General features: G+C 52.7%; 17 protein-coding genes and 1 pseudogene. 5 read left to right on the top strand and 13 right to left on the bottom strand.

The annotated features are described in order from the left end of the window. Nucleotides 1-112 precede the first annotated feature (112 nt). Nucleotides 113-433: a hypothetical protein gene (locus tag ACQ4M4_RS20910; protein WP_430686403.1), complete on the bottom strand. Its 321-nt coding sequence runs from the start codon at nucleotides 431-433 to the stop codon at nucleotides 113-115. Nucleotides 434-441: 8 nt separating this feature from the next. Next, on the bottom strand, nucleotides 442-1,359 hold the full coding sequence (locus ACQ4M4_RS20905; RefSeq protein WP_430686402.1) for a branched-chain amino acid transaminase: 918 nt from the start codon (nucleotides 1,357-1,359) through the stop codon (nucleotides 442-444). A gap of 557 nt (nucleotides 1,360-1,916) precedes the next feature. Here ACQ4M4_RS20905 and ACQ4M4_RS20900 point away from each other — a divergent pair. Next, entirely contained in the window at nucleotides 1,917-3,596 is a 1,680-nt protein-coding gene (locus tag ACQ4M4_RS20900) for a SpoIIE family protein phosphatase (protein WP_430686401.1), read from the top strand. Between the two features lie 4 nt (nucleotides 3,597-3,600). Continuing rightward, complete coding sequence (locus tag ACQ4M4_RS20895; RefSeq protein WP_430686400.1) at nucleotides 3,601-4,041, top strand: ATP-binding protein; 441 nt, start codon at nucleotides 3,601-3,603, stop codon at nucleotides 4,039-4,041. A gap of 383 nt (nucleotides 4,042-4,424) precedes the next feature. On the opposite strand, the gene ACQ4M4_RS20890 is transcribed toward ACQ4M4_RS20895, so the two are convergent. The 5 genes from ACQ4M4_RS20890 to ACQ4M4_RS20870 all read right to left on the bottom strand — a co-directional run bounded on the left by ACQ4M4_RS20890 (nucleotide 4,425) and on the right by ACQ4M4_RS20870 (nucleotide 10,654). Further along, complete coding sequence (locus ACQ4M4_RS20890; protein ID WP_430686399.1) at nucleotides 4,425-5,198, bottom strand: lysophospholipid acyltransferase family protein; 774 nt, start codon at nucleotides 5,196-5,198, stop codon at nucleotides 4,425-4,427. 117 nt (nucleotides 5,199-5,315) lie between these two features. Then, nucleotides 5,316-5,624, bottom strand: coding sequence for a hypothetical protein (locus ACQ4M4_RS20885; protein ID WP_430686398.1), 309 nt, complete (start codon nucleotides 5,622-5,624; stop codon nucleotides 5,316-5,318). Between the two features lie 199 nt (nucleotides 5,625-5,823). After that, nucleotides 5,824-7,389 (bottom strand): mechanosensitive ion channel family protein, encoded by a 1,566-nt coding sequence (locus ACQ4M4_RS20880; RefSeq protein WP_430686397.1) that lies wholly within the window; start codon nucleotides 7,387-7,389, stop codon nucleotides 5,824-5,826. A 243-nt stretch (nucleotides 7,390-7,632) separates the two neighbouring features. Next, on the bottom strand, nucleotides 7,633-9,102 hold the full coding sequence (locus ACQ4M4_RS20875) for a carotenoid oxygenase family protein (RefSeq protein ID WP_430686396.1): 1,470 nt from the start codon (nucleotides 9,100-9,102) through the stop codon (nucleotides 7,633-7,635). A gap of 118 nt (nucleotides 9,103-9,220) precedes the next feature. Then, nucleotides 9,221-10,654, bottom strand: a complete 1,434-nt coding sequence (locus ACQ4M4_RS20870) for a folate/biopterin family MFS transporter (RefSeq protein ID WP_430686395.1) — start codon at nucleotides 10,652-10,654, stop codon at nucleotides 9,221-9,223. A 222-nt stretch (nucleotides 10,655-10,876) separates the two neighbouring features. Here ACQ4M4_RS20870 and ACQ4M4_RS20865 point away from each other — a divergent pair, with 222 nt between their 5' ends. After that, the gene (locus ACQ4M4_RS20865) at nucleotides 10,877-11,416 is read left to right on the top strand and encodes a hypothetical protein (RefSeq protein ID WP_430686394.1); all 540 of its coding nucleotides are present in this window, start codon (nucleotides 10,877-10,879) and stop codon (nucleotides 11,414-11,416) included. A gap of 126 nt (nucleotides 11,417-11,542) precedes the next feature. Here ACQ4M4_RS20865 and ACQ4M4_RS20860 read toward each other — a convergent pair whose 3' ends face one another. From ACQ4M4_RS20860 to ACQ4M4_RS20850, 3 genes are all read right to left on the bottom strand, one after another. Then, nucleotides 11,543-13,147 carry a hypothetical protein gene (locus ACQ4M4_RS20860; RefSeq protein WP_430686393.1) on the bottom strand — a complete coding sequence of 535 codons (1,605 nt, stop codon included), beginning with the start codon at nucleotides 13,145-13,147 and terminating at the stop codon, nucleotides 11,543-11,545. A gap of 735 nt (nucleotides 13,148-13,882) precedes the next feature. Next, complete coding sequence (locus ACQ4M4_RS20855; protein WP_430686392.1) at nucleotides 13,883-14,746, bottom strand: hypothetical protein; 864 nt, start codon at nucleotides 14,744-14,746, stop codon at nucleotides 13,883-13,885. Nucleotides 14,747-14,845: 99 nt separating this feature from the next. Then, nucleotides 14,846-14,974 (bottom strand): hypothetical protein, encoded by a 129-nt coding sequence (locus ACQ4M4_RS20850; RefSeq protein ID WP_430686391.1) that lies wholly within the window; start codon nucleotides 14,972-14,974, stop codon nucleotides 14,846-14,848. A 162-nt stretch (nucleotides 14,975-15,136) separates the two neighbouring features. Between ACQ4M4_RS20850 and ACQ4M4_RS20845 the strand changes: the two genes are divergently transcribed. Then, entirely contained in the window at nucleotides 15,137-16,024 is an 888-nt protein-coding gene (locus tag ACQ4M4_RS20845; RefSeq protein WP_430686390.1) for an ABC transporter permease, read from the top strand. A 160-nt stretch (nucleotides 16,025-16,184) separates the two neighbouring features. Continuing rightward, nucleotides 16,185-16,574 (top strand): hypothetical protein, encoded by a 390-nt coding sequence (locus ACQ4M4_RS20840; protein ID WP_430686389.1) that lies wholly within the window; start codon nucleotides 16,185-16,187, stop codon nucleotides 16,572-16,574. A gap of 339 nt (nucleotides 16,575-16,913) precedes the next feature. Here the strand turns inward: ACQ4M4_RS20840 and ACQ4M4_RS20835 are convergent, their stop codons facing one another. The 3 genes and pseudogenes from ACQ4M4_RS20835 to ACQ4M4_RS20825 all read right to left on the bottom strand — a co-directional run. After that, on the bottom strand, nucleotides 16,914-17,672 hold the full coding sequence (locus tag ACQ4M4_RS20835) for a flavodoxin family protein (protein WP_430686388.1): 759 nt from the start codon (nucleotides 17,670-17,672) through the stop codon (nucleotides 16,914-16,916). A gap of 228 nt (nucleotides 17,673-17,900) precedes the next feature. Next, the gene (locus tag ACQ4M4_RS20830; RefSeq protein WP_430686387.1) at nucleotides 17,901-18,518 is read right to left on the bottom strand and encodes an FMN-dependent NADH-azoreductase; all 618 of its coding nucleotides are present in this window, start codon (nucleotides 18,516-18,518) and stop codon (nucleotides 17,901-17,903) included. Between the two features lie 74 nt (nucleotides 18,519-18,592). After that, nucleotides 18,593-19,207, bottom strand: a pseudogene (locus tag ACQ4M4_RS20825) (SDR family oxidoreductase); the annotation flags it as partial. Between the last annotated feature and the right edge of the window lie 145 nt (nucleotides 19,208-19,352).

Below are 19,352 nucleotides of genomic sequence, written 5' to 3'. Positions count from 1 at the left end.
TACAAAATTGGGCTTTGGCTGATTCCAACTTGGACGTTAAATTGAGCCAGCACCACTTGAGGCACTTATGATGCCAGGTGCCCCAGCCACAGCTGTAGGCGATCGCCATTGGTTAATCGGCAAATCCGGGTAAGATTTCGTCGGGTTCGTCGTCGTCCATATCCCAGCCTCCCCGCGCAGGGCTCGGTGATGGGGCCGCAGTCTCAGGCAAAAAGTCCCACAAAATTTCGTCGGGTTCGCTTTCCAATTCTTCATAAGTCGTGCCCGAAGAGGCCGACATACTAGGGGCCGTCACCAAATATCGGCTGATATAAAAGCCAACGGCCTCTTGCATCAGCTCATCAATGGAACGACCCGTCGATTGGGCGATCGCCTCAAGCTGCGCCTGCCATAGCACCGAAATCTGGCATTGAATGGTAATTTGCTCTGGCATGAATATCCTTAGGAATCGAGCGACACCGCATATACCCAATCTTTATATTTAGGATCGCGGTTTTCGGTAATCGCAGTGAACTGATCGCGCAGGGCATTGGTAATCGGGCGATCGCTAGAGTACTTGTAGTTTTCAATGCGGCTTACCGGGGTCACCCTTGCTGCCGTGCCGCTTAAAAACACTTCATCAGCAACAAACAGCTCCGACTTATCCACCGCACGCTCCTCAACGGGGATGCCCATATCCCATGCCACCGTTAGCACACTATCCCGCGTAATTCCTTCCAAAATATCCTGGTCAAAGGACGGTGTAATCACTCGGCCATTGCGCACAATAAAAATGTTCATCCCCGAGGCTTCGCTCACCTTGCCCTGAGAATTCATCAAAATCGCCTCGTCAAAGCCCGACTCTACCGCCTCGGTTTTTGCGAGAGACGAGGTAATGTAGGCTCCACTAATTTTGCCGCGCAGGGGCAGGCTTCGATCCTCTTGCCGATACCACGAGCTAATGCGGCAGCTGACTCCTTCAGGCGAGAGGTAATCGCCCAACTCCAACCCATACACAAAAAAGTCCTTTTCAACATTGTGCAAGCGAGGCGAAATGCCGAGATCGGACGTATAAACAAAGGGTCGAATATAGAAGGACGTTGTAGGGCTATTTTTTTTCACAAAGTCTGTGATCACCTGCTGAATTTTGTCGGCAGGCAGATCAAAGTGCAGCAAACGAGCGCTGCCACTCAGCCGTTGACAGTGGCGATCGAACCGAAAGAGTAGGATTTGGCGAGGGTTTTGAGGATCAGGAATACCCCGCATTCCACCAAATGCCCCAGTTCCATAGTGCAACGCATGGGTGGCAATGGATAGGTTCGCGTCGGCAAATGGAATGAAGTGGCTTTTGTAGTACGCAATCGGCAAGAAGTTGTGCATAGTGAGGACGTTTCCTTTTAGCCTCAGAAAATAAAACGTGGATAGATCGGCTTTTAGCTAGCCTAAGAGCAAGTGGGAGTTTGATCAAGCATAAGACAATCGGGTGAAATAGATTGCAATGCTTACGGTTAAGGGAATTGACACCCAAGGTTGCTGAAGGGTGCCTTGTTAGCGATCGCCCGCCCTTGGGTATTCTCAGACGAGATAGGTTGGGGTTTCTGTATCAACGTGGAGTGGCAGCTGCACCCCCTACAGAAACTCCCTTAGAGTGTAGTAGCAACGTTTCTGGGGCAACCCAGCCAACTCGCGTGGTTGCTCTGGGTTAAGCCTGATGGTGCGTCATTGGGTTGGGTAGCGGCGGCCCGTTCGTGCTATTTATCCCCATGACCCATGCACCGCAATCTATCTCTGGGTGACCGCTCTATGCTGGCTGTGTGACCGCCGTGGGTGGTCGCTCTGAATGTTCGTTTTGCGTGTTCTGTCTGTCCGCGTGTTCTGTTTTTGTGAAACCTGTTGAGCCGCGTAGCGGTTTTTAATGCTGGGAGACCCTGATTCGAATGACATCAGCCCCTGAACCAAAGCTGCGATTAATGGTTGTGGATGACGAAGCCGACAACCTAGATTTGCTATACCGTACCTTTCGTCGTGATTTTCAAGTCTTTCAAGCGGAGAGTGCTCTAGCTGCCCTGCAAATCTTGCACAAAGAGGGCGAAATGGGCATCATCATCTCCGACCAGCGCATGCCCAAAATGACGGGCACCGAATTCTTGGGTCAGGCCGCCGAGCAGTTTCCCGATACGATTCGGATTTTGCTCACAGGCTATACCGATGTCGAGGATTTGGTAGAAGCCATCAATGCGGGCAAGGTGTTCAAATACATCACCAAGCCCTGGAAGCCCGAAGACTTGAAAACGGTGGTGATGCAAGCTGCCGATACCTATCGAGTGCTAAAGCAACGCACCCGCGAGCTCAACCGAGCCCTGCGACGCGAGTCGATTTTTAATGCGGTGACAACGGCCATCCGCGAATCGCTCGACTACGGCAGTATGCTGCAAACGATTGTGGGCACACTGGGCCATACATTTGAAGCGAACTATTGCCTGTTGCGCCCCTTTGCAACCGACTACACAGGCCAGGAGGCTAACCAGTACTGCCTGCTGGCCGATACGTTCTCCTATTCAGACATGGCCGATGCGACCGGGCCGTTGCCTGTTTTTGAAGATAAACCTGAGCTAGTCGATATGCTGGTGAGCGATCGCTGTGCTCACCTTGTTCCCGCTGGAGCAGAGCCTTACACCCAGCTCATGGTGCCGTTGGTTTACCAGCAAGATGCTTTGGCCTTACTTGTAATGTATCGCCATGCCGATGCCGAGGCTTGGTCGGCTGAAGACATTCGGCTCATCGAAGGAGTGGCTGAGCAAGCAGCTCTGGCGATTTCTCAAGCCAAACTTTATCAACGAATTCAGCAACAAACCGAGCAAATGCGAGCCGAACTCGCAGTTGCTCAGCAAATTCAAATCAATTTATTACCTAAGGAGATGCCTGTTTTGGATCAGGCAGAAATTCAAGCTTTTTGCCATGCAGCGCGCGAAGTCGGGGGAGATTTCTTTGAAACCTATGTCCATCCACAAGGCGATGTGTGGCTAGCAGTTGGTGATGTATCGGGTAAGGGAGTTCCGGCAGCATTGCTCATGGCCAGCGCCATTTCGGTGTTGCGCCGAGAACTCGCCCAAGAGGTATCACCAGAACCCGATGAGCTGATGCGCAACTTGAACAGCAGCCTATCGAGTGACTTGGTGAGCAACAACTGCTTCATCACCATGGTGATTGCGCGCTATCGGCCACAGGCGCAAGAGTTGGCCTATGCCAATGCTGGCCACATTTATCCCTTGGTCTGGTCGCGGTCAGCGATCGCCCAAAATTCAGAGCTGGAGCCCATATATCTCAAAACTCGAGGCGTACCACTCGGAATTTTACCCATGTGGAAAGCTACAGGCGATCGCCTCAAGCTAGGGTCTGGTGATGTGTTACTTCTCACCAGTGACGGCATTACCGAGGCTACTATTAGCACCGGGGGCGATCGCAGCACCGTCGAAATGCTTCATCAAAGCGGCCTTTGGCAACTTTTGCAGCAGCAGGAGGGCAAACTCGATCTTTCTCAAGTTCTGTCCTACATTCAAACCCACAGCACCGTGCAAGAAGACGACCAAACCATTCTCTCCCTGGAGGTTCTTTAGTTTCATGAGAACAGAGCTTCATGTCCCTAGCGATTTGCAGTTTCTCAACATTGTTGAGCAGTGGCTGTTGGGCTCTCTAGAGATAGAGCTCGGGCAAGAGGTCGACTGGCCTCGCCAAGCCAACCGTCTTCGCCTAGTTTTGGTCGAGGCATACTCCAATGTGGTGCGCCATGCCCATCGAGAACAGCCCAATCTGCCTGTATTGATTCGGATGGAGCTACACGAGCGCGACCTCCATCTCGAAATTTGGGACTATGGCGATGGGTTTGACTTATCAACATATCTGCCACCTGTTCCTGACGATCGCCAGGATGGAGGCTACGGCTGGCTGATTCTCAACCGATTGATGGATAAGGTGGAATACCGGCTTCAGGTCAATGGGCGCAACTGCCTGACCCTAGAGGCAACCTTACCGAAAACCGAAGAGCCAGCCAACGTTTGCTGAGGCCCTTTGTGCAGCTTATTTGCCAGTTCTGCATACCAAGGTTGCAGGCTAAATTCTTGCATCAAATCTCGGCTGTTGTCAGCCTGTGAACGATCGCTTTCTCTGACAATCCAACAAAGTTGGAAGAGCAAACCTGATTCTGGGTAATTCCAGCGATCGCAGTTTTTGGTGGGTAGGCACGATTCCTTAAAAATCGCATGGGTTTACGGAACGCACGTCGGTTCCGCCCGATGCTCAAAATCTGGCGATGAAGCGAGTTTAGCGCCGTCGTAACCTCAGCCAACCAGCAATCACTCAGCTGTATAAACCTTAAATTTGCTGCAAGTTGCAGCAACCTGCAGCTTACGATGCCTTGGCTGCCAGTTCCACGGCCATCTCATCGGCTATTGCCGCACCATCGGCTGCTCAAATACGTCTAACTCCATGGGTTCCAACACAGCATGATCGAGCACTGTTTGGTTCAGGCTGCCGTGTTCACTTCGACAGGCAACGCGGGGGCTAGAGGGTTTCTTTCCCATCTCCAGCAACCGCTGATGCAAATCCTCTGTGAGGCGACGGGCACCCTGCTTGGCCGAGCTTTCTAAATAATTAGCGACCGCGATGGGCTCTCCAATGCGGGCGGTCACATCATCTCCCCAGGTTGGCAGGGCCTTGCTGTACTCCAGGTGAATGGGCACAATTTTGACACTCAACTCAGGTTGGCTTTGCTCAGCCTGAATTGCCAAGCGGGCCAATCCCGGCTTTAGGGGATGCAAATCCCCATCTCTAAAAATGCCGCCTTCAGGGAAAATGACCAGCATTTCACCATTTTGCAGCAGCTCCATGCCGTAGCGCAGGCTGCTAATACCAGGCTGGCGAATATTGACAGGAAATCCGCCCAAGCGCCGCAGTAGCCATCCTTGCAGACCCGTCATTTCATCGGCAGTGACCATAAATCGCAGGTAGCGCCCCGTTACACTTGGCCCGGTAATGTGGGGAATGATCAACCCATCCCAACGGGAACGGTGAGTTGGAGCCAAAATGACCGCCCCCTCGTGGGGAAGGTTCTCTTGCCCGGTCACGCGGATATGGCCAAAAAAGCTGGGAAGAAGGATGCGATTTCCCAGAAAATATGCGATCGCCGCCATTGCAGGTGAAACGCGTGAGTTAACCATCATTGCCCGATCGTTAGTAACTGCTGAACTCAATGCTGTGGAACGATGCATTTGATTGGATAAAGACATGACAAGAGAAATCAGGGCTATGCCTCATGAGCCCTCCTCCACTCCTGCCCCTTAGCTTAGTGGCTGCATATCGCCAACATGCCAATGGGCATGACAGTTCTCAGGCTGTCCTGAATTGCATTCAACAGGTGATTCGCACAATAGCTTGACAGGTTTGCCAAAGGCTTGCACCTGCCCAATGGTGGGAATTGTTGCGCTGCGGGGCACCGCCCAATATTCCCCAAGTAGAACGTTGTGGCCGTCGTTTACAGCTATGGTTAGAATTCCCGCTGGGCTGAACAAGATAGCAGGTTTGGGCGATCGCCCTCCAACAACGTCAGTTTCGGTTAAGGGCTTTTCTGAAGTTTGCGCGGCGCGCAAACTTCAGAAAAGCCCATTTTTGCGTGCGCAACGCGCACGCAAAAATGGGCACTTCAGCTTATCCAAAACTCAGGTTCCAACAGGGTTTGTGCCGCTGTCAGAATTGGCAGGTTAGAGCCCCCTACGTTTGATGTTGAGGGTGCTGCGGTGGAACATGGAAGGTCCAACCAGCTGCGAGTCACTGTTCGCAATCGAAGAGTCACTTTTCGAGGTCGGATGGAGGAACGGCCCGAGGCGGCTGGCTGGCGAGCCATTGTTGCAGGGCTTCTAGCAGTTCAGGAGATAGAGAAATGGGCAAACTTTGGTGTCGCAGATTAAGGTCGCGCTGCGGAAAGGGAATTTCGACGTGATTAGCCCGAAACAAGCTTTCAATTCGAAAGTATAGATCGCTCGAAATCACAATTTGCTTGCTGGGTTCTCGCGTCCAAATGAGCAGCTCAAACTGAAGGCTACTGTCGCCAAATCCTTTGAAAAACACTTGAGGTCTAGGGGAACTCAGCACTTGGGGATGGCCCCGCCCTGCTTCTAACAAGAGCGATCGCACCTTAGACACATCTGATGTGTACGCCACCCCAACCGGAATATGCAGCCGGGACACCGGATTATCAAGGCTCCAGTTAATCACTTCTTTTTCGAGGAACCGCGAGTTAGGCACAATGATCGACACCTGATCCAGCGTGCGGATGATGGTGCTGCGGGCACCGATACGCTCTACGGTTCCCTGAAATTCACCCACTTCTACAAAATCACCCACCTGGATAGGCCGCTCAAACACCAGCACCAAACCGCTACCAAAGTTTTTGGCAATATCTTGCAAACCAAAACCAATCCCCACGCTCAGGGCACTGGCCAGAATCGTGAGCGAACTAATATCTAACCCCCAGAGCTGCAGCACCACCAGAGACCCAATGAAAATGAGGCTGTAGCGAAAAATGATGGCGATCGCCTCTTGGGCACCTCGGTTCATCACCGCCAACCGCAAAATGCGGGTGCGGAAAATATCGGTCACATTTTTGGACAGCAAAATTAACAGCAGCAGCATGGTCACCAGCGCCAGCAGGTGCAGCAACGAGTACTGGCGGGCCCCCAAGGTGAGGAGCGGTGTGGTAAAGCTGTCGAGCAGGACTTCAATCGCTTCACGGCTCCAGTAGCGCGTAATGGAAAACAATCCCGTTGCATACCACAGCGCCAAGATCCATACGCACGCACGTGCGATCGCCAACCCCAAGTTCAGCAGTTGCTCTAGAAGATCGGGCGGGGCCTCACCGTGTTGCAGGTCGGGTTGAGTCGTAAACCCGGTATGTCCAGGAAAGCCGGTCGACCCAAGCGAAAGACCTGGACTTCCCACAGGGAATCCGGTTATGCCCGTTGAGGGGGCATCAGATTTGGGAGGTTCGGATGGTATTGGCCAGAGCGATCGCACTCGTGAACGCAACACCTGATCCCACAGGCGCCCCAACCCCCAATGCAGAGAAAGAGCGATCGCCAGAGTGGCCAATGCCCTCAATACCGACCACTCCAAGCTACCGTTCACTTCTGGGCTTGGAAATTGCAGGACAAGGGGTTCTGTCCCTGCTTGTGCCAATTTTGGAACCATCCCACTCGTAGCCACAAGGGTTAGTAGGCTCAACAGGCCAGCATTGCGAAGACGCAGGCTATGCGGCAGACTGTGCGATCGCCGCAATATCCCTTTGCACCACCCTGCAAAACCAGCATCAACCCTAAAGGGAAAGTGACCCACAATCCAATGAAAACAAGAGCGCATGCAGAAGGCCGAACAGTTCGCCTTTAGTGTATCCGTCCTGCCAGCTCCCTGCCCAGGCAAGCACTAGACCGCCTGCACAAATGGCTTTTTAGAAGCACGAAGCGTTGCGCAGCGGATCTGCGCAACGCTTCGTGCAGGCCGAGCAGGTCCACAGCAGGTCGCGAATACCCGCGTGGCGATCGCCATATCCATCCTTCGTGCCTTTGATGCAGCGCCCAACGGTGAGCAAGGTTGCACGCCCCCTTAGGCAAACACCTCTGGGGTAAAACTACCATGCAGCCCATAGGGAACATGGTGCTTAAGCTTTAATCGAGCCAGTGGGCCACGGGTCAGGTCCGCCGCATCCAAAATCACCACTTCTGAGCGGCTCTCGTGAGCATTGAACACCAGCGTGAGCAACCAGCCATCATCCTCAACCATGGGATCGGACGTGGCACGCGGCACAAACACAGGCTCACTCACATAGCCCCACGGTGCAGCGCTCCACAGTTGGCGATCGCCCGTTTCAACATTGGCCTTGAGGATTGCCTGCAGCGGGGCGTTGCTCTGGGGCTCGTGAGCAGCTCCCATGTAGGCAATGTGATACGGACGACCCACCCGGTTGGGATGCACAACGGGAAACTCACAGGCACGCTCATCCAGCCTTTCGCGCAACACGGTTTTACGCTGTAGATCCAGATGCAAGCGCCACATTTGGCTGGGGGCCATCGCTTCAAAGTTGACCTCGCGATAGTCTTGTCCGGGTTCGGGGGCGGGCAGTGCATCGTAGGCGATCGAATCCACAATTACCGTATCACCTTGCTCGTAGGCGTTGATGTGGTGAAACACAAAGCCCGAATAGACCGGAATGGTTTGGATCGGTCGAGTTGCATCCCGAGGGATCACCAGAATTTGGGTGGGTTCGTTGTCGCGAAAACGAATGCACTCGCCCGCACCCTTCATACCCAAAGCAAAAGGCAACGGATTGAACTGCACCGCATTTTGGAAAAAGATGCAGTAGTTCGGCGTGATGGCAAAATCATGCATAAATGCAAAGCCGGGAACCGATCGCTTCTGTTGCTTGACAACAGTTCCAGACTCATTGAGTTCGTACAGGGTAATGGTGGTGGAAAGCCCCGGTTTAACGGAAAAGTTGACGAGGCGGGTTTCGCCATTGCAGTCGGGGTCAACCCAGGGGTGCGCGGCAAAGGCGTCACCTTTGGCCAGTACGCCGTCCAGGTCATCTAGACCCAAGGTTTCTAGCGTTTTGGGATCGAGCCGATGAGGCTCTGCAGCTTCCCAGAGGGCAAGCAGTTTGCCACCCCAGTAAATGACGTTGGTATTGGCAATGTTTTTGAGCCGAAAATCAAATGCGTTGGCAAGCCAGCCACCGGGCTTTTGGGTGCCAAAAACGCCACGATACAAGATCTTTTGAGCCTGTTGTTCTTGCACATAGGCTTCGGTGCGGACATAGCGATTGCGAAAATGTGCTTTTCCATCCTGAAAGGCGATCGCACAAATCATGCCATCCCCATCAAACGGGTGCTGGTAGCGATCGCCACGAATATCCAGCAATCCTGGGCCATTGCGAAACAACGTTCCCTGCAACTCAGGCGGAATGTCTCCCTCAATCTCATCAATGGGGTAATCAAATTCCTCGCGGAGGGATTCATAACCGCGACTCCATTCTTCTCGGTTGTATGGGCGAGTTTGAATTGGCGATTGAGCTTGCATAGGTAAAAAAAAGTTGCGAAACATTACGAAACGAGAAAATTGCATGCAGCAGCCCAGCCCATATCGCCGGTCAAGGTCACAAAACTGACTGGCGATCGCTGGGCGCGTGCGTTGAGAGTTAAGACTCTTTAGGCGGAACTGTCACAAATTGAGAATCGGATAACTCACCAACGGCAACAGGTGGCCTGACCTCTGCCGAGGCAGACGGGGGCAACGCCTCTGGCGAGGACTCCGACGAGACGATTTCGCCATCCTTTTGACTCGGAAGCCAGCCCAAAAACGGCAACGGCAGCAGTGTGCTGAGATTCGTAATCACCACCAACAGCCACAGATTGTGAAAGTCTGATTCGGTCACCTTGAGCAGGTGCATCAACCCAGCCCCAAACTCATAGGATAGCAACGATGCCAGGTTTGTTACCGACATTAACAAAGCAAATAGCGTCGCCTCTACCCCCGGAGGGCAGAGTCGAGCCGCCAGCACCAGCACGGGCATGTAGGCAATTTGGCCCATCACGGTGAGAACCAGGCTATCGCCCAAGCTAAACCAATGGTCATCAATGCCGATCGCACGGTTGGCATGGGTTACCAGCAGCAACATCGTCATACCCAGCGCCGCCGAAATCAAGGTTGTCCAGCCAAAAATTTGCCGGAAGGACACCCCGCGAAAGAAGCGCTGAAACATCCAAATGCCCAGCAGCGACGCCAAGCTGGTGACTAACCGCACTCGTCCCAAAAATTCAGGAGAAAAGCCCAGTTCGTTAGTGGTGAAGAAGAAGAAGGCAGAATCAGCCGTTGGGGTTGACTGCCACAAAAACAAAAATGCGGTGGGCAACCAAATGGCTTTTTGAGCGATCGCCCCTCTAAGCTGCGTGACCTGTCCCCGAATTTGCTCCCAGTTTGAGGTTTGTGCCGCTTGGGGTTCACTAATCAACCCGGCAATAAGGGACACAATGAGCGGAAAGGAGGCGGTAATGAGAAAAACGGTATGGGTATCAAATTTTTCAAGCAGGAAGCCGCTGAAATAGGCGGTGATCAACCCACCGAGTGCCGAAGCTCCCCAGCAAATGGCTTGCAGCGAACCAGAATCCTGAACGGTTTCGGTGCGGGCACGCTCCACCACCAGCGAATCGACAATGACATCGCTCACGGCGATCGCCAACGAACTGAGGGCGATCGTGGCTGTAGCGGCCCATGCACTGTGAACCACCGTGGCCAGCATGACCCACGACACAGCTCCCAGCAAACCCGACAAGATCAGATAAGGCCGCCGCCGATAGCCCAAAATGGGAAACCCATCAGAAATAAAGCCAAACAGAGGCTTTACCATCCAGGGAATGGCCACAATACCAAGCAGCGCCGAAACCTGAGCTGGCGTTAGCCCCAGTTCATCCTTGAGAAAAAAGCTAACGGCCAACCGCGCAAGCCCCAAAATACCTTGCACGAAGTAAACCGTGAGGATGGCAAGCAGCTCGGGCGTTGGCTCGTTACCAAAGAAAACTTTCTCGGTGAGAACCTGCTTGAGCCGGGATGGACTGGAGGTGGAAACAACCATCAAAAACAGTGTTAAGAAATATCAACTTGACTCTATCTTAGCCTTCCCAATTCAGATGGGCAGCGATCGCTCCAGAGATCGTGACGCAAAGTGTCCCTTTATGAGCCCAGCCCCAAGACAGGTTTTCTATAGTAGACGAGTGATGTTGCCAGGAAATGACGGCAACATCACAGCATTCCTTGGGTGTTTTTGAAATCGGTACATTGCCCCTTATTACGCCTTATGCTGCACTTTCCTTTTGCAACAACCCAAAAGTTTGCCCTGATCGCCGTTAGCGTGGCAGGCTTGACCTTAGCTGGCTGCGAGCAAACCACCACCGATCAATACCAGGCATCGGCGCGCACGACGTACACCTGGTTGGTGGAGTATCAGGGGCGAGGTGGCGGAGCCAGTGAGCGCCCACCCCGCGTTGAAGAATTTGCTTCGACATCGCTCGAAAACCGTAATGGTCAGCGTCCCGATGGGGCGGTGACAGGCCCCGATGACCAGGGGTTGTGGTGGCCAGAGTTGCCGCCTCGCCCAACGGTCGATGAACTTGAGGCGCGCACTCAGCCGCAAGACGATGTCGGTTCGCCCCAGTTGAACAAGCGGGTGGACTATGAAGTCACGTTTCGTCTGCCAGGAGAGGATAATCGCACACTGGACACCAGCTACGATGTGTATCGCCAGGTCGTTAAAGCTTATGAGCGCCGCATTCCGCTAGAGTTTACAGTTGACCCAACCGGGTCTCGTGTGACCAAGGCCGCTGCTCGCGTTGAGTAGAGTGGGTGAACCAACACTAAATAGCATTGAAAAAAGAGGGCCAGAATTCCTGGCCCTCTTTAATTTTTCGAGGAGCTTCGCTGGAATCTGGGGCGATCGCCCCAGATCCGATTGAGACATTAGCCCTTAGCGACGGCGGCCACCCGGAGTTCTGCCCCCTTCATCGTTGCTGCCGCCACGAGGACGTGAGTTGCCAGGGTCACAGCCTTCGGCACCATTGCCAATTCCCTGGTTACAGTTGCGACGACGGCGACCACGACGATCATCATCATCGTCATCATCGTCATCATCGCCATCGTCGTCGTCATCATCGCCATCGTCGTCGTCATCATCGCCATCGTCGTCGTCGTCATCATCGTCGTCGTCATCATCATCGTCGTCGTCATCATCGTCGCGGTCGTCATCGTCGCGGTCATCATCGTCGTCGTCTCCATAGCGATCGCAGCCAGAGTTACATTCGCCCCGAATGATGACGTTGTTGATTTGGGTGTAGTTGACGAGCAGTTGGCTCACGCGATAAACGGATGTACTGCTGCTGTTAATAGAAATGAGCTGCACCAGCGTTCCAGGAATAGCGTTGATGAGCGATCGCGACGTGCTAGAGAACACTGAAACTACCTGGTTGACCACCGAGTAGCGGCCCGATGCAAAGGAACTGGTGTAGTTACAGGTGCTGGGAGCCGTAGGTAAACCCGACAACGAGAACAGACGGGTATCAATTGAAGATGACGTGCTCAAGAAGGTCACACGAGAATCACTGGCAATCCGAGTGAAGTAGTCGTACACGGTGGTGCGGGTATCGACCGAGCCGTTGCGATCGGTATCCACACCGTAAACCGTTCGAACCGTTCCGGCACAGCCACAGTTCGAGGTCACTTCTGAGGGAAGCACCAGCGTTACCGCTGAATGGCTAGAGAGAATTTCAAACTCTGTGTAGCCAATCACTTGGTTGCGCATGTCAAACAACCGCACCACCACGCGATCGCCCGGGTTCATGCCCCGCAAAAATTCAGCACGTTGGTTCATGCGGTAGCGAAAGTCACCCACAAAGCGCTCTTCAGAAAAACCGGTACGCGTGCGAGACTTGAGCGAAATGCGCGCAATCACCTCTGGAATGGTGACTCGATCTTGGCGAATCGCCAGGCTGAAGCCATTTCCAACGGTTTGGTCATCGTCATTGTCAAAGTCGGAAGTTTGGGTCGTGGCGATCGCGCTGTAGTTTTGCACCGTTTCAAAGGTGGCCGTTTGGTTGCGGCTACCACCCAGCACGTCGTAGCGCACCTGCACCACAGCCCGCAATTCGGTCGTTGCCAGGTTACGCACCCCCGACAGCGCACTAATGGGAATCACTTCTGGTTCTAGCGTGATGCGTCCACTGTTATTTGAAATGAGACGAGCACCTGTATTGGTGTACACCACTCTCCAACGACCATCAACCCGGCCAAAGATTTGATAGACCGCATTAGCGTAGCTCGTGGCAGGTTTGTCCTGCACAGCCAGCTGCATGACAAGGGCTGTCACCTCCTGCCGTGCATTCACAAGGCGTCGCAGGTTCAGGTCGGCGTTCCATGCTCCCTGGCGTTGGCTAATTTGCAGCGACTCTGTTTGAGCCAATGCAGGCAGTATGGGCATGCCCATCATCATGAGCGAAGAGGTCGCCAGTACGATCGCGGCTTTGCGACGTAGCTTGTCGTAAATTTGACCGGATTTGGCGTTGCCAGTGTTGTTCATATAAAGATATCCAGGTGTTAGATGAGTTGACTGATACAGATTTGGATCGCGTTTTAGGGGAAACTGCGAACCAACTAAAAATCCACACGCATAGTAGAAGCCCAAAGCACGCACCAAAACTAGCGATCGCCCCCCAAGCTTGCGATCGCTTCGTTTTTGCTAACTGACAGGACTGTCGGTGCTAACCAGGGGTTCCCGGCTCGGGTATAAAGTTTGCGTAAAGCCTGTAAAAATTACGGGAGCAACCTCGGCTGTTTCAAAACCGCTACTGCAACCACCAAAGAACAGCCAACGCCTCTGCCAACCGGATGAAGGCGATTGGGTACTATAACAACGAACGCTGAGACAGCCCCTTACCACATCCTGAAAGAGCTGAAGTTTTAGCCGATGATTAACTCTGCACCAGCGATTGCGACCCCAGGGTGCACCGCATTTTGTCAAACTGTGCGCTGAAGGGTATCCGCACAATTCAGTGAATATCTACATAGGACAACCATTCTACGGCGGCTCTAGGGCGACTGACCTACTGCCATGTTTGCATCACGAAAATGTCCCTGCAATTTGCCCACGCATGACAGCCCGCTGGATAGCTCAGCTCAATCCCAATTAACCTGAGTTTTGGATAAGCTGAAGCGCCCATTTTTGCATACGCGACACACACGTAAAAAGAAGCTTTTCTGAGGTTTGCGCGACGCGCAAACCTCAGAAAAGCCCTTAACCGAAACTGGCGCTTAATTACGGATTGAAAGCAGCGCGGGTTGAAACGTTGAGTTGGGTAGCCCGAAGGTTGGGTTCCTCCAGCCACTCGCCGGAGCGATCGCTCATGGCTTCTGGCAGGGGTTGCCATAATTCACCCAGCGGCAGCACAAAGGGATTTTCCCCTGCGGTGAGCTGATGATCTTGCCTAAGTTGCTGTAGCCCTGCAACCAGAGCTTGGCGCAATTCAGGCTCTGTTTCTTGATCGAGCACAAAGTGAAAGCAATCGCAAAGGTAGTGCAACACCATGGGATCAACCACAGAAACTTCTAGTGCATACTCCAAAGCCTGATGAATCGCGATACGCCGCTTGAGCGGATTGGGGTGCGCCAGTTGAGCCACGATGGTATCGAGGGAAGGGGGTGGCAGGAGAGGCCGCATTGACCGAGCCGGAGCATGAGGGCGCGATCGCTCCATCAACATTCCGACCAACGCTACCGTCATGAGCCCTTGCAGCAGCAGCCCGCCCGCCAGTGCAGGGTTGTGAGCCTCATTCCACAATGCGATTGCCGTTGCGCTACTCACCGTTGCAACACTGCCGCCTGCGATCGCCATGAGCAAAGGCCGATTGGCCCGATACCATAGTTTGCGCCAGCTCGCCGGAGCCTGCCACCGTCCCATATAGGCTAGATACAGCCCAAGCCCAACGCTACCGCCCAAGCCCGACGTGACAACCAACCGCCAATCTACAGCCGCCAGCAGCACAGCCGTTGTTGCAGCAACCAGCCAGCCTGGCTTGGTGTAGCGTCGAGCCATTCGCCGCAGCGTTCGGTACGCAGGCTCATGCGCTGGTTCCTGCAACCAACTCACCACTTGCCACAGCTGAGACGAAACCTGAGTCACAATTTCCCAAATTCCCTAAACAAATCGAATTTCTAAGCAGCCAAAATATGGATGAAGCGCTAGAAGCTATCGTAATACGATTTACCTCGTCTGGGGATTTTACTGAGGGATTACGACTTTGAGGGTCTCTTTTTTGTGAGGCTCTTTGCAACGGCCAAATCGGGTTTTCACATCGGTTTTGTACAGTAGCGTCAATGGCGATCGCCCCCAACCATCTCTCCATTCCATGACGAGCCTTGCAAAAGAGCAGTCACCCACCCAACGAGATCCATCGTTTGCCCTAGATACGCTAGCTTATTACTAAGGAACCTAACGTTTCATAACAATCGCCATTGCTCAAAATGGCATCAAAACTTGAGTGCACAGACTCAACCCTACGAGAAGACGATTATGAGTCAAACGGTTACTCCAAACTCAGCCTCCCTTGGTTTGAACTCGGGCAGTGGGGCGATCGCTCCCCAATCAGGCGGGTTTGGCGAGTTTATGCAAGAGACCCTGGCCCTGACCCGTCGGCTCTTCATTCAGCTTCAGCGGCGGCCTACCACCCTCATTGCGGGGCTGATTCAACCCATCATGTGGCTGGTGCTATTTGGTGCCTTATTTCAAAATGTGCCCCAGGGGCTGTTTGGTGACAGTGCCAACTACGGGCAGTTTTTGGGGGCTGGTGTGATGGTGTTTACGGCCTTTGGTGGAGCGCTGAATGCTGGATTACCGGTCATGTTTGACCGAGAGTTTGGCTTTTTGAATCGGCTGTTGGTGGCTCCGCTGGTATCGCGTTTTTCAATTGTGCTAGCTTCGGCCATTTTTATTGCGACCCTTAGCCTACTGCAAACGGCGGCGATCGTGGCGGTGAGTGCGTTTTTGGGCGCTGGCCTGCCCGATCCACTGGGGTTGGCCGTTGTGTTTGGCATTGTGCTGACCCTGGTGTTGGGGGTAACGGCGTTGAGCCTGGGCCTTGCCTTTGCCCTGCCGGGACATATCGAGCTCATTGCTGTCATTTTTGTGACCAACTTGCCGCTGCTGTTTGCCAGTACGGCTCTCGCTCCCCTCAGCTTTATGCCGAGCTGGTTGCGCGTGATTGCCAGTCTCAATCCGTTGAGCTATGCGATCGAGCCAATTCGCTACCTTTACCTGCACAGCGATTGGTCTTTGGGTAGTGTCGTGATGCAGGCTCCCTTTGCGGATGTGACCTTGGGGATGGCGCTGGTGGTGTTGCTGGCGTTTGATGCGATCGCTCTAGTGGCCATTCGCTCCCTGCTAAGACGTAACTTTGCCTAAGGTTAGTCTGCGGTCAGTTTGGTTTGTGGCAGCAGATGGGAGCAAAACTCTAGTCATTCCGTCTATGCTGTAGAGCACATTTATTTGCTACTTGCTGTTGGGACTTTTATCCGCCCATGTTGGCCTCACCTTCTTGCGACTTCACTCTGAGAATCTGCTTATGAACGCTTTCAATCGCTTATCCCGTTTGGCTGGAACTGTTGGATTTGCAGCGATCGCCGGAACGATGCTGCTCGCAGTGGCTCGTCCGGCGATGGCCCAATATTCCAATCCCAATGCAGACGGTGCTTCGGCACTCGATGAGACCCGCAGTTCCGATCCATTTTCTCAAGATGCTGGATTCAACTCATTGTTTGATCTCATGCATCGCGTTCAAACTGGCTCTGGCACAACCTACAGCGATTTTCAACGGCAACAGCGCGAAGGCATTAACACTGAGGCAGAGTTGTTTCGGCGGCGTCAGCTAGAGGCATTGCAACAGCGCCAGCAGACCCAATCCCCCATGGGAGAACCCCAGGCAGCCCCTACGGAGCCCGCTCCCAATAACTAAACTCTCGATTTCATAACCTTGGCCATATGGGGTTGGATGGGGGGGGGATCGCCCCCCCCCCCACACCACAAATGCGTAAGTCCTGACCAGTTCAAAAGCTCCCGTCTTTGAGTCTGGATGCCAATTTGGGTGTAGACGTTCCAAATACCCTCATGCCCATCTCCAATACACGTCAATGGATCAGATAAAGGCTGAACATTGACCCAGTTGACCAACTGCTCATTGTCTTGAAAGAAGACAGCAACACAGGACTTGTGCAGATTGACTGTCCATGAAAGGTCAGGTGGAGATGTTTGTGCAGTGTGTTGAAAAATTTTGTGCCATGAAAAACTATCCCTACTAGCGTTTATGCTCAGGGTTTTTGAAGTCTGTCTTGCAACCTGCATCCCAAACGTCAGGTTGGTTCCCGTGAGGAGGAATACCTCCATTATCTTGGAGTAGTCTGGCTATATGCATACAGTTCCAGGCTAAAAAGGTGGTATTGCGATTGGTAAATTCGTTCTCCGGCCCTCCAGACCCTGGGTCTAAATAGGAAGGGCCAGGGCCTACTTCGCCTAGCCAACCAGCATCCGCCTGGGGAGGGATCGTATAGCCAATATGCGATAGGGAAAACAAGATATTCATAGCGCAATGTTTAACACCATCTTCATTCCCGGTAATGATGGTTGCCCCAACCTTCCCATAATCTCTATACTGACCTTTCTCATTCAAAAGATGCGTGTATCCATACATCCGCTCTAAAACTCGGCTACAAACAGAACTTTTTTCACCCAGCCATACTGAAGTACACATCACTAAGATGTCAGTTGCATCAATTTCTTTCTGGATCTGGGGCCATTCATCTGCCTGCCACTCATTCGTTTGTGACATATCCAACCCTAGTCCAGCTGCTATTTCATAATCTACAGGCCGAATGACTTGAGTGGTTACTCCATTGGCCTCGAAAATAGCTTTGGCAATATTGATAACCCCTTGTGTATGGGATAACACTGGCGTTCTATTGAGTGTGCAGTTTAAAAAGAGAGCCTTTAAATCGCTGTACTGTGCAGGGGCATTTTGGCACTGACGATCGGTGATTGTTCTAAGCTGTTGTGACATGGCTTTGACTGCTGTATGAAGACACTACTTTGGTAGGAAGACATATTCGGGTGCATCCCACTTTTGTAAAATTGTCATTTTGACGGCTAGCGGCCTGTCATTCCCGTGTAGACGGGAATCCACGTCGGAAAGCTTACTCCCCGATAGATTCCCACTTTCTTGGGAATGACGTAGGCACTTGCGAGAGTGGGATGCACCCTAGGCTATTGCCTCAATCTCAGCTAATTGTTATTGCACGATCGCGGCTTTTAAGGCAGATTGGGCATTGGCGATCGCCAGATTACGGGCTTCATCCCCCAGATTTAATCTATCAGCATAGACAAACTCAATATCCGTTATTCCAATGAACCCAAAAATCAGTTTTAGATAGGGTGTTTGTAGATCATAGGAATGAGTGGGGCTACCTTCAGGGTAGGCTCCTCCCTGCGCCATAATGATCGTCATTTTCTTATTGTGAACCAGTCCTTTGTAACCGGTCTCATCCACAGAAAATGTACGCCCTACTCGCACGATCTGGTCGATGTAGGCTTTGAAGTTAGCAGGAATGCTGAGGTTATACATAGGGATACTGAAGACATAGCGATCGGCTAACAAGAACTCATCGATCAACTCGTCGGAAATCTGAATTGCAGCAGTCAACTCAGGGGTGTGTTGCTCGGGTGGTGTAAACGCAGCCGCAATCCAGTCTTCGCTGACAAAAGGAACCGGGTCATGCCCAATATCACGGTAGGTGACGGTGTCGTTGGGATGAGCCATTTTCCACTGGTTAATAAACTCTTTGGAAAGCATGCGGGAGACAGAGCGATCGCCACGGGGGCTCGAATCTAGATGAAGAATGTGAGTCATGGGATAAACCTCTAATGGTGAATCAGAATTTAGCAGAGTTGAGTTTAGGAATGACAAAATTGATTACGTCTTGTTCAAGCAGCTATGCCACCATCAATTTTGAGGCTCGCCCCCGTCACAAAAGCGGCTTCAGGGCTGGCGAGATAGGAAACCATCCCAGCCACCTCGCTAACCTGTCCGTAGCGACTGAGGGGCATTATGCTAGTGATTGCTTTAGCAGCGTCCCCATCTGAAGGAAGCATATCGGTGTCAATCGGGCCAGGTTGAATAGTGTTGACCGTGATGCCGCGAGACCCCAAATCGCGGGCAAGACCGTGGGTAAAACTGGCGATCGCCCCCTTCGTCAACGCATAGATCGAGAGACCGGCAAAGGGGGTAAAATCACTGCTAACACTGCCAATCATGATGATCCGTCCACCTTCACCCATGTGACGAACAGCTTCCTGAGTGGCTACAAAAACGCCCCTGACGTTCACCGCCACCATTCGATCAAACTCCTCGATCGAGTACTGGTCGATCGGCGCTAAAACTGCAACCCCTGCGTTGTTGACAAGAATGTCGAGCCGACCGAGGACGTTGACGGTTTCGGCAACGGCGTGTTTTACCGCTTCTACATCGGCACTGTCAGCCCGAATTGCCAATGCCTTTCCCCCTGCCGCTTCAATATCTTGCACCACCGCATCAGCTTTTTGGGGGGAACTGGTATACTCGAGTTTGGACTAAGTTGGTTCTCGGACTGCTCGATTGGGTGACATGGTAGATTGCCTCACCTGCAAGATGAAGTTGGGGCAAACGGAGGATAGCTCAAACCGACTAAACTTAAGCAGTTGCTGC

This window comes from Leptolyngbya sp. AN02str (assembly GCF_050565595.1).
GTDB lineage: Bacteria > Cyanobacteriota > Cyanobacteriia > Elainellales > Elainellaceae > Kaiparowitsia.
The sequence above is the reverse complement of the archived record's forward strand: the minus strand, read 5'-3'. Positions and strand labels throughout refer to the sequence as shown.

Coding starts and splice junctions, on each gene's coding strand:
- ACQ4M4_RS20910 (WP_430686403.1), bottom strand. CDS start 433: ATGCCAGAGCAAATTACCATTCAATGCCAGATTTCGGTGCTATGGCAG.
- ACQ4M4_RS20905 (WP_430686402.1), bottom strand. CDS start 1,359: ATGCACAACTTCTTGCCGATTGCGTACTACAAAAGCCACTTCATTCCA.
- ACQ4M4_RS20900 (WP_430686401.1), top strand. CDS start 1,917: ATGACATCAGCCCCTGAACCAAAGCTGCGATTAATGGTTGTGGATGAC.
- ACQ4M4_RS20895 (WP_430686400.1), top strand. CDS start 3,601: ATGAGAACAGAGCTTCATGTCCCTAGCGATTTGCAGTTTCTCAACATT.
- ACQ4M4_RS20890 (WP_430686399.1), bottom strand. CDS start 5,198: ATGATGGTTAACTCACGCGTTTCACCTGCAATGGCGGCGATCGCATAT.
- ACQ4M4_RS20880 (WP_430686397.1), bottom strand. CDS start 7,389: ATGCGCTCTTGTTTTCATTGGATTGTGGGTCACTTTCCCTTTAGGGTT.
- ACQ4M4_RS20875 (WP_430686396.1), bottom strand. CDS start 9,102: ATGCAAGCTCAATCGCCAATTCAAACTCGCCCATACAACCGAGAAGAA.
- ACQ4M4_RS20870 (WP_430686395.1), bottom strand. CDS start 10,654: ATGGTTGTTTCCACCTCCAGTCCATCCCGGCTCAAGCAGGTTCTCACC.
- ACQ4M4_RS20865 (WP_430686394.1), top strand. CDS start 10,877: ATGCTGCACTTTCCTTTTGCAACAACCCAAAAGTTTGCCCTGATCGCC.
- ACQ4M4_RS20860 (WP_430686393.1), bottom strand. CDS start 13,147: ATGAACAACACTGGCAACGCCAAATCCGGTCAAATTTACGACAAGCTA.
- ACQ4M4_RS20850 (WP_430686391.1), bottom strand. CDS start 14,974: ATGGAATGGAGAGATGGTTGGGGGCGATCGCCATTGACGCTACTGTAC.
- ACQ4M4_RS20845 (WP_430686390.1), top strand. CDS start 15,137: ATGAGTCAAACGGTTACTCCAAACTCAGCCTCCCTTGGTTTGAACTCG.
- ACQ4M4_RS20840 (WP_430686389.1), top strand. CDS start 16,185: ATGAACGCTTTCAATCGCTTATCCCGTTTGGCTGGAACTGTTGGATTT.
- ACQ4M4_RS20835 (WP_430686388.1), bottom strand. CDS start 17,672: ATGTCACAACAGCTTAGAACAATCACCGATCGTCAGTGCCAAAATGCC.
- ACQ4M4_RS20830 (WP_430686387.1), bottom strand. CDS start 18,518: ATGACTCACATTCTTCATCTAGATTCGAGCCCCCGTGGCGATCGCTCT.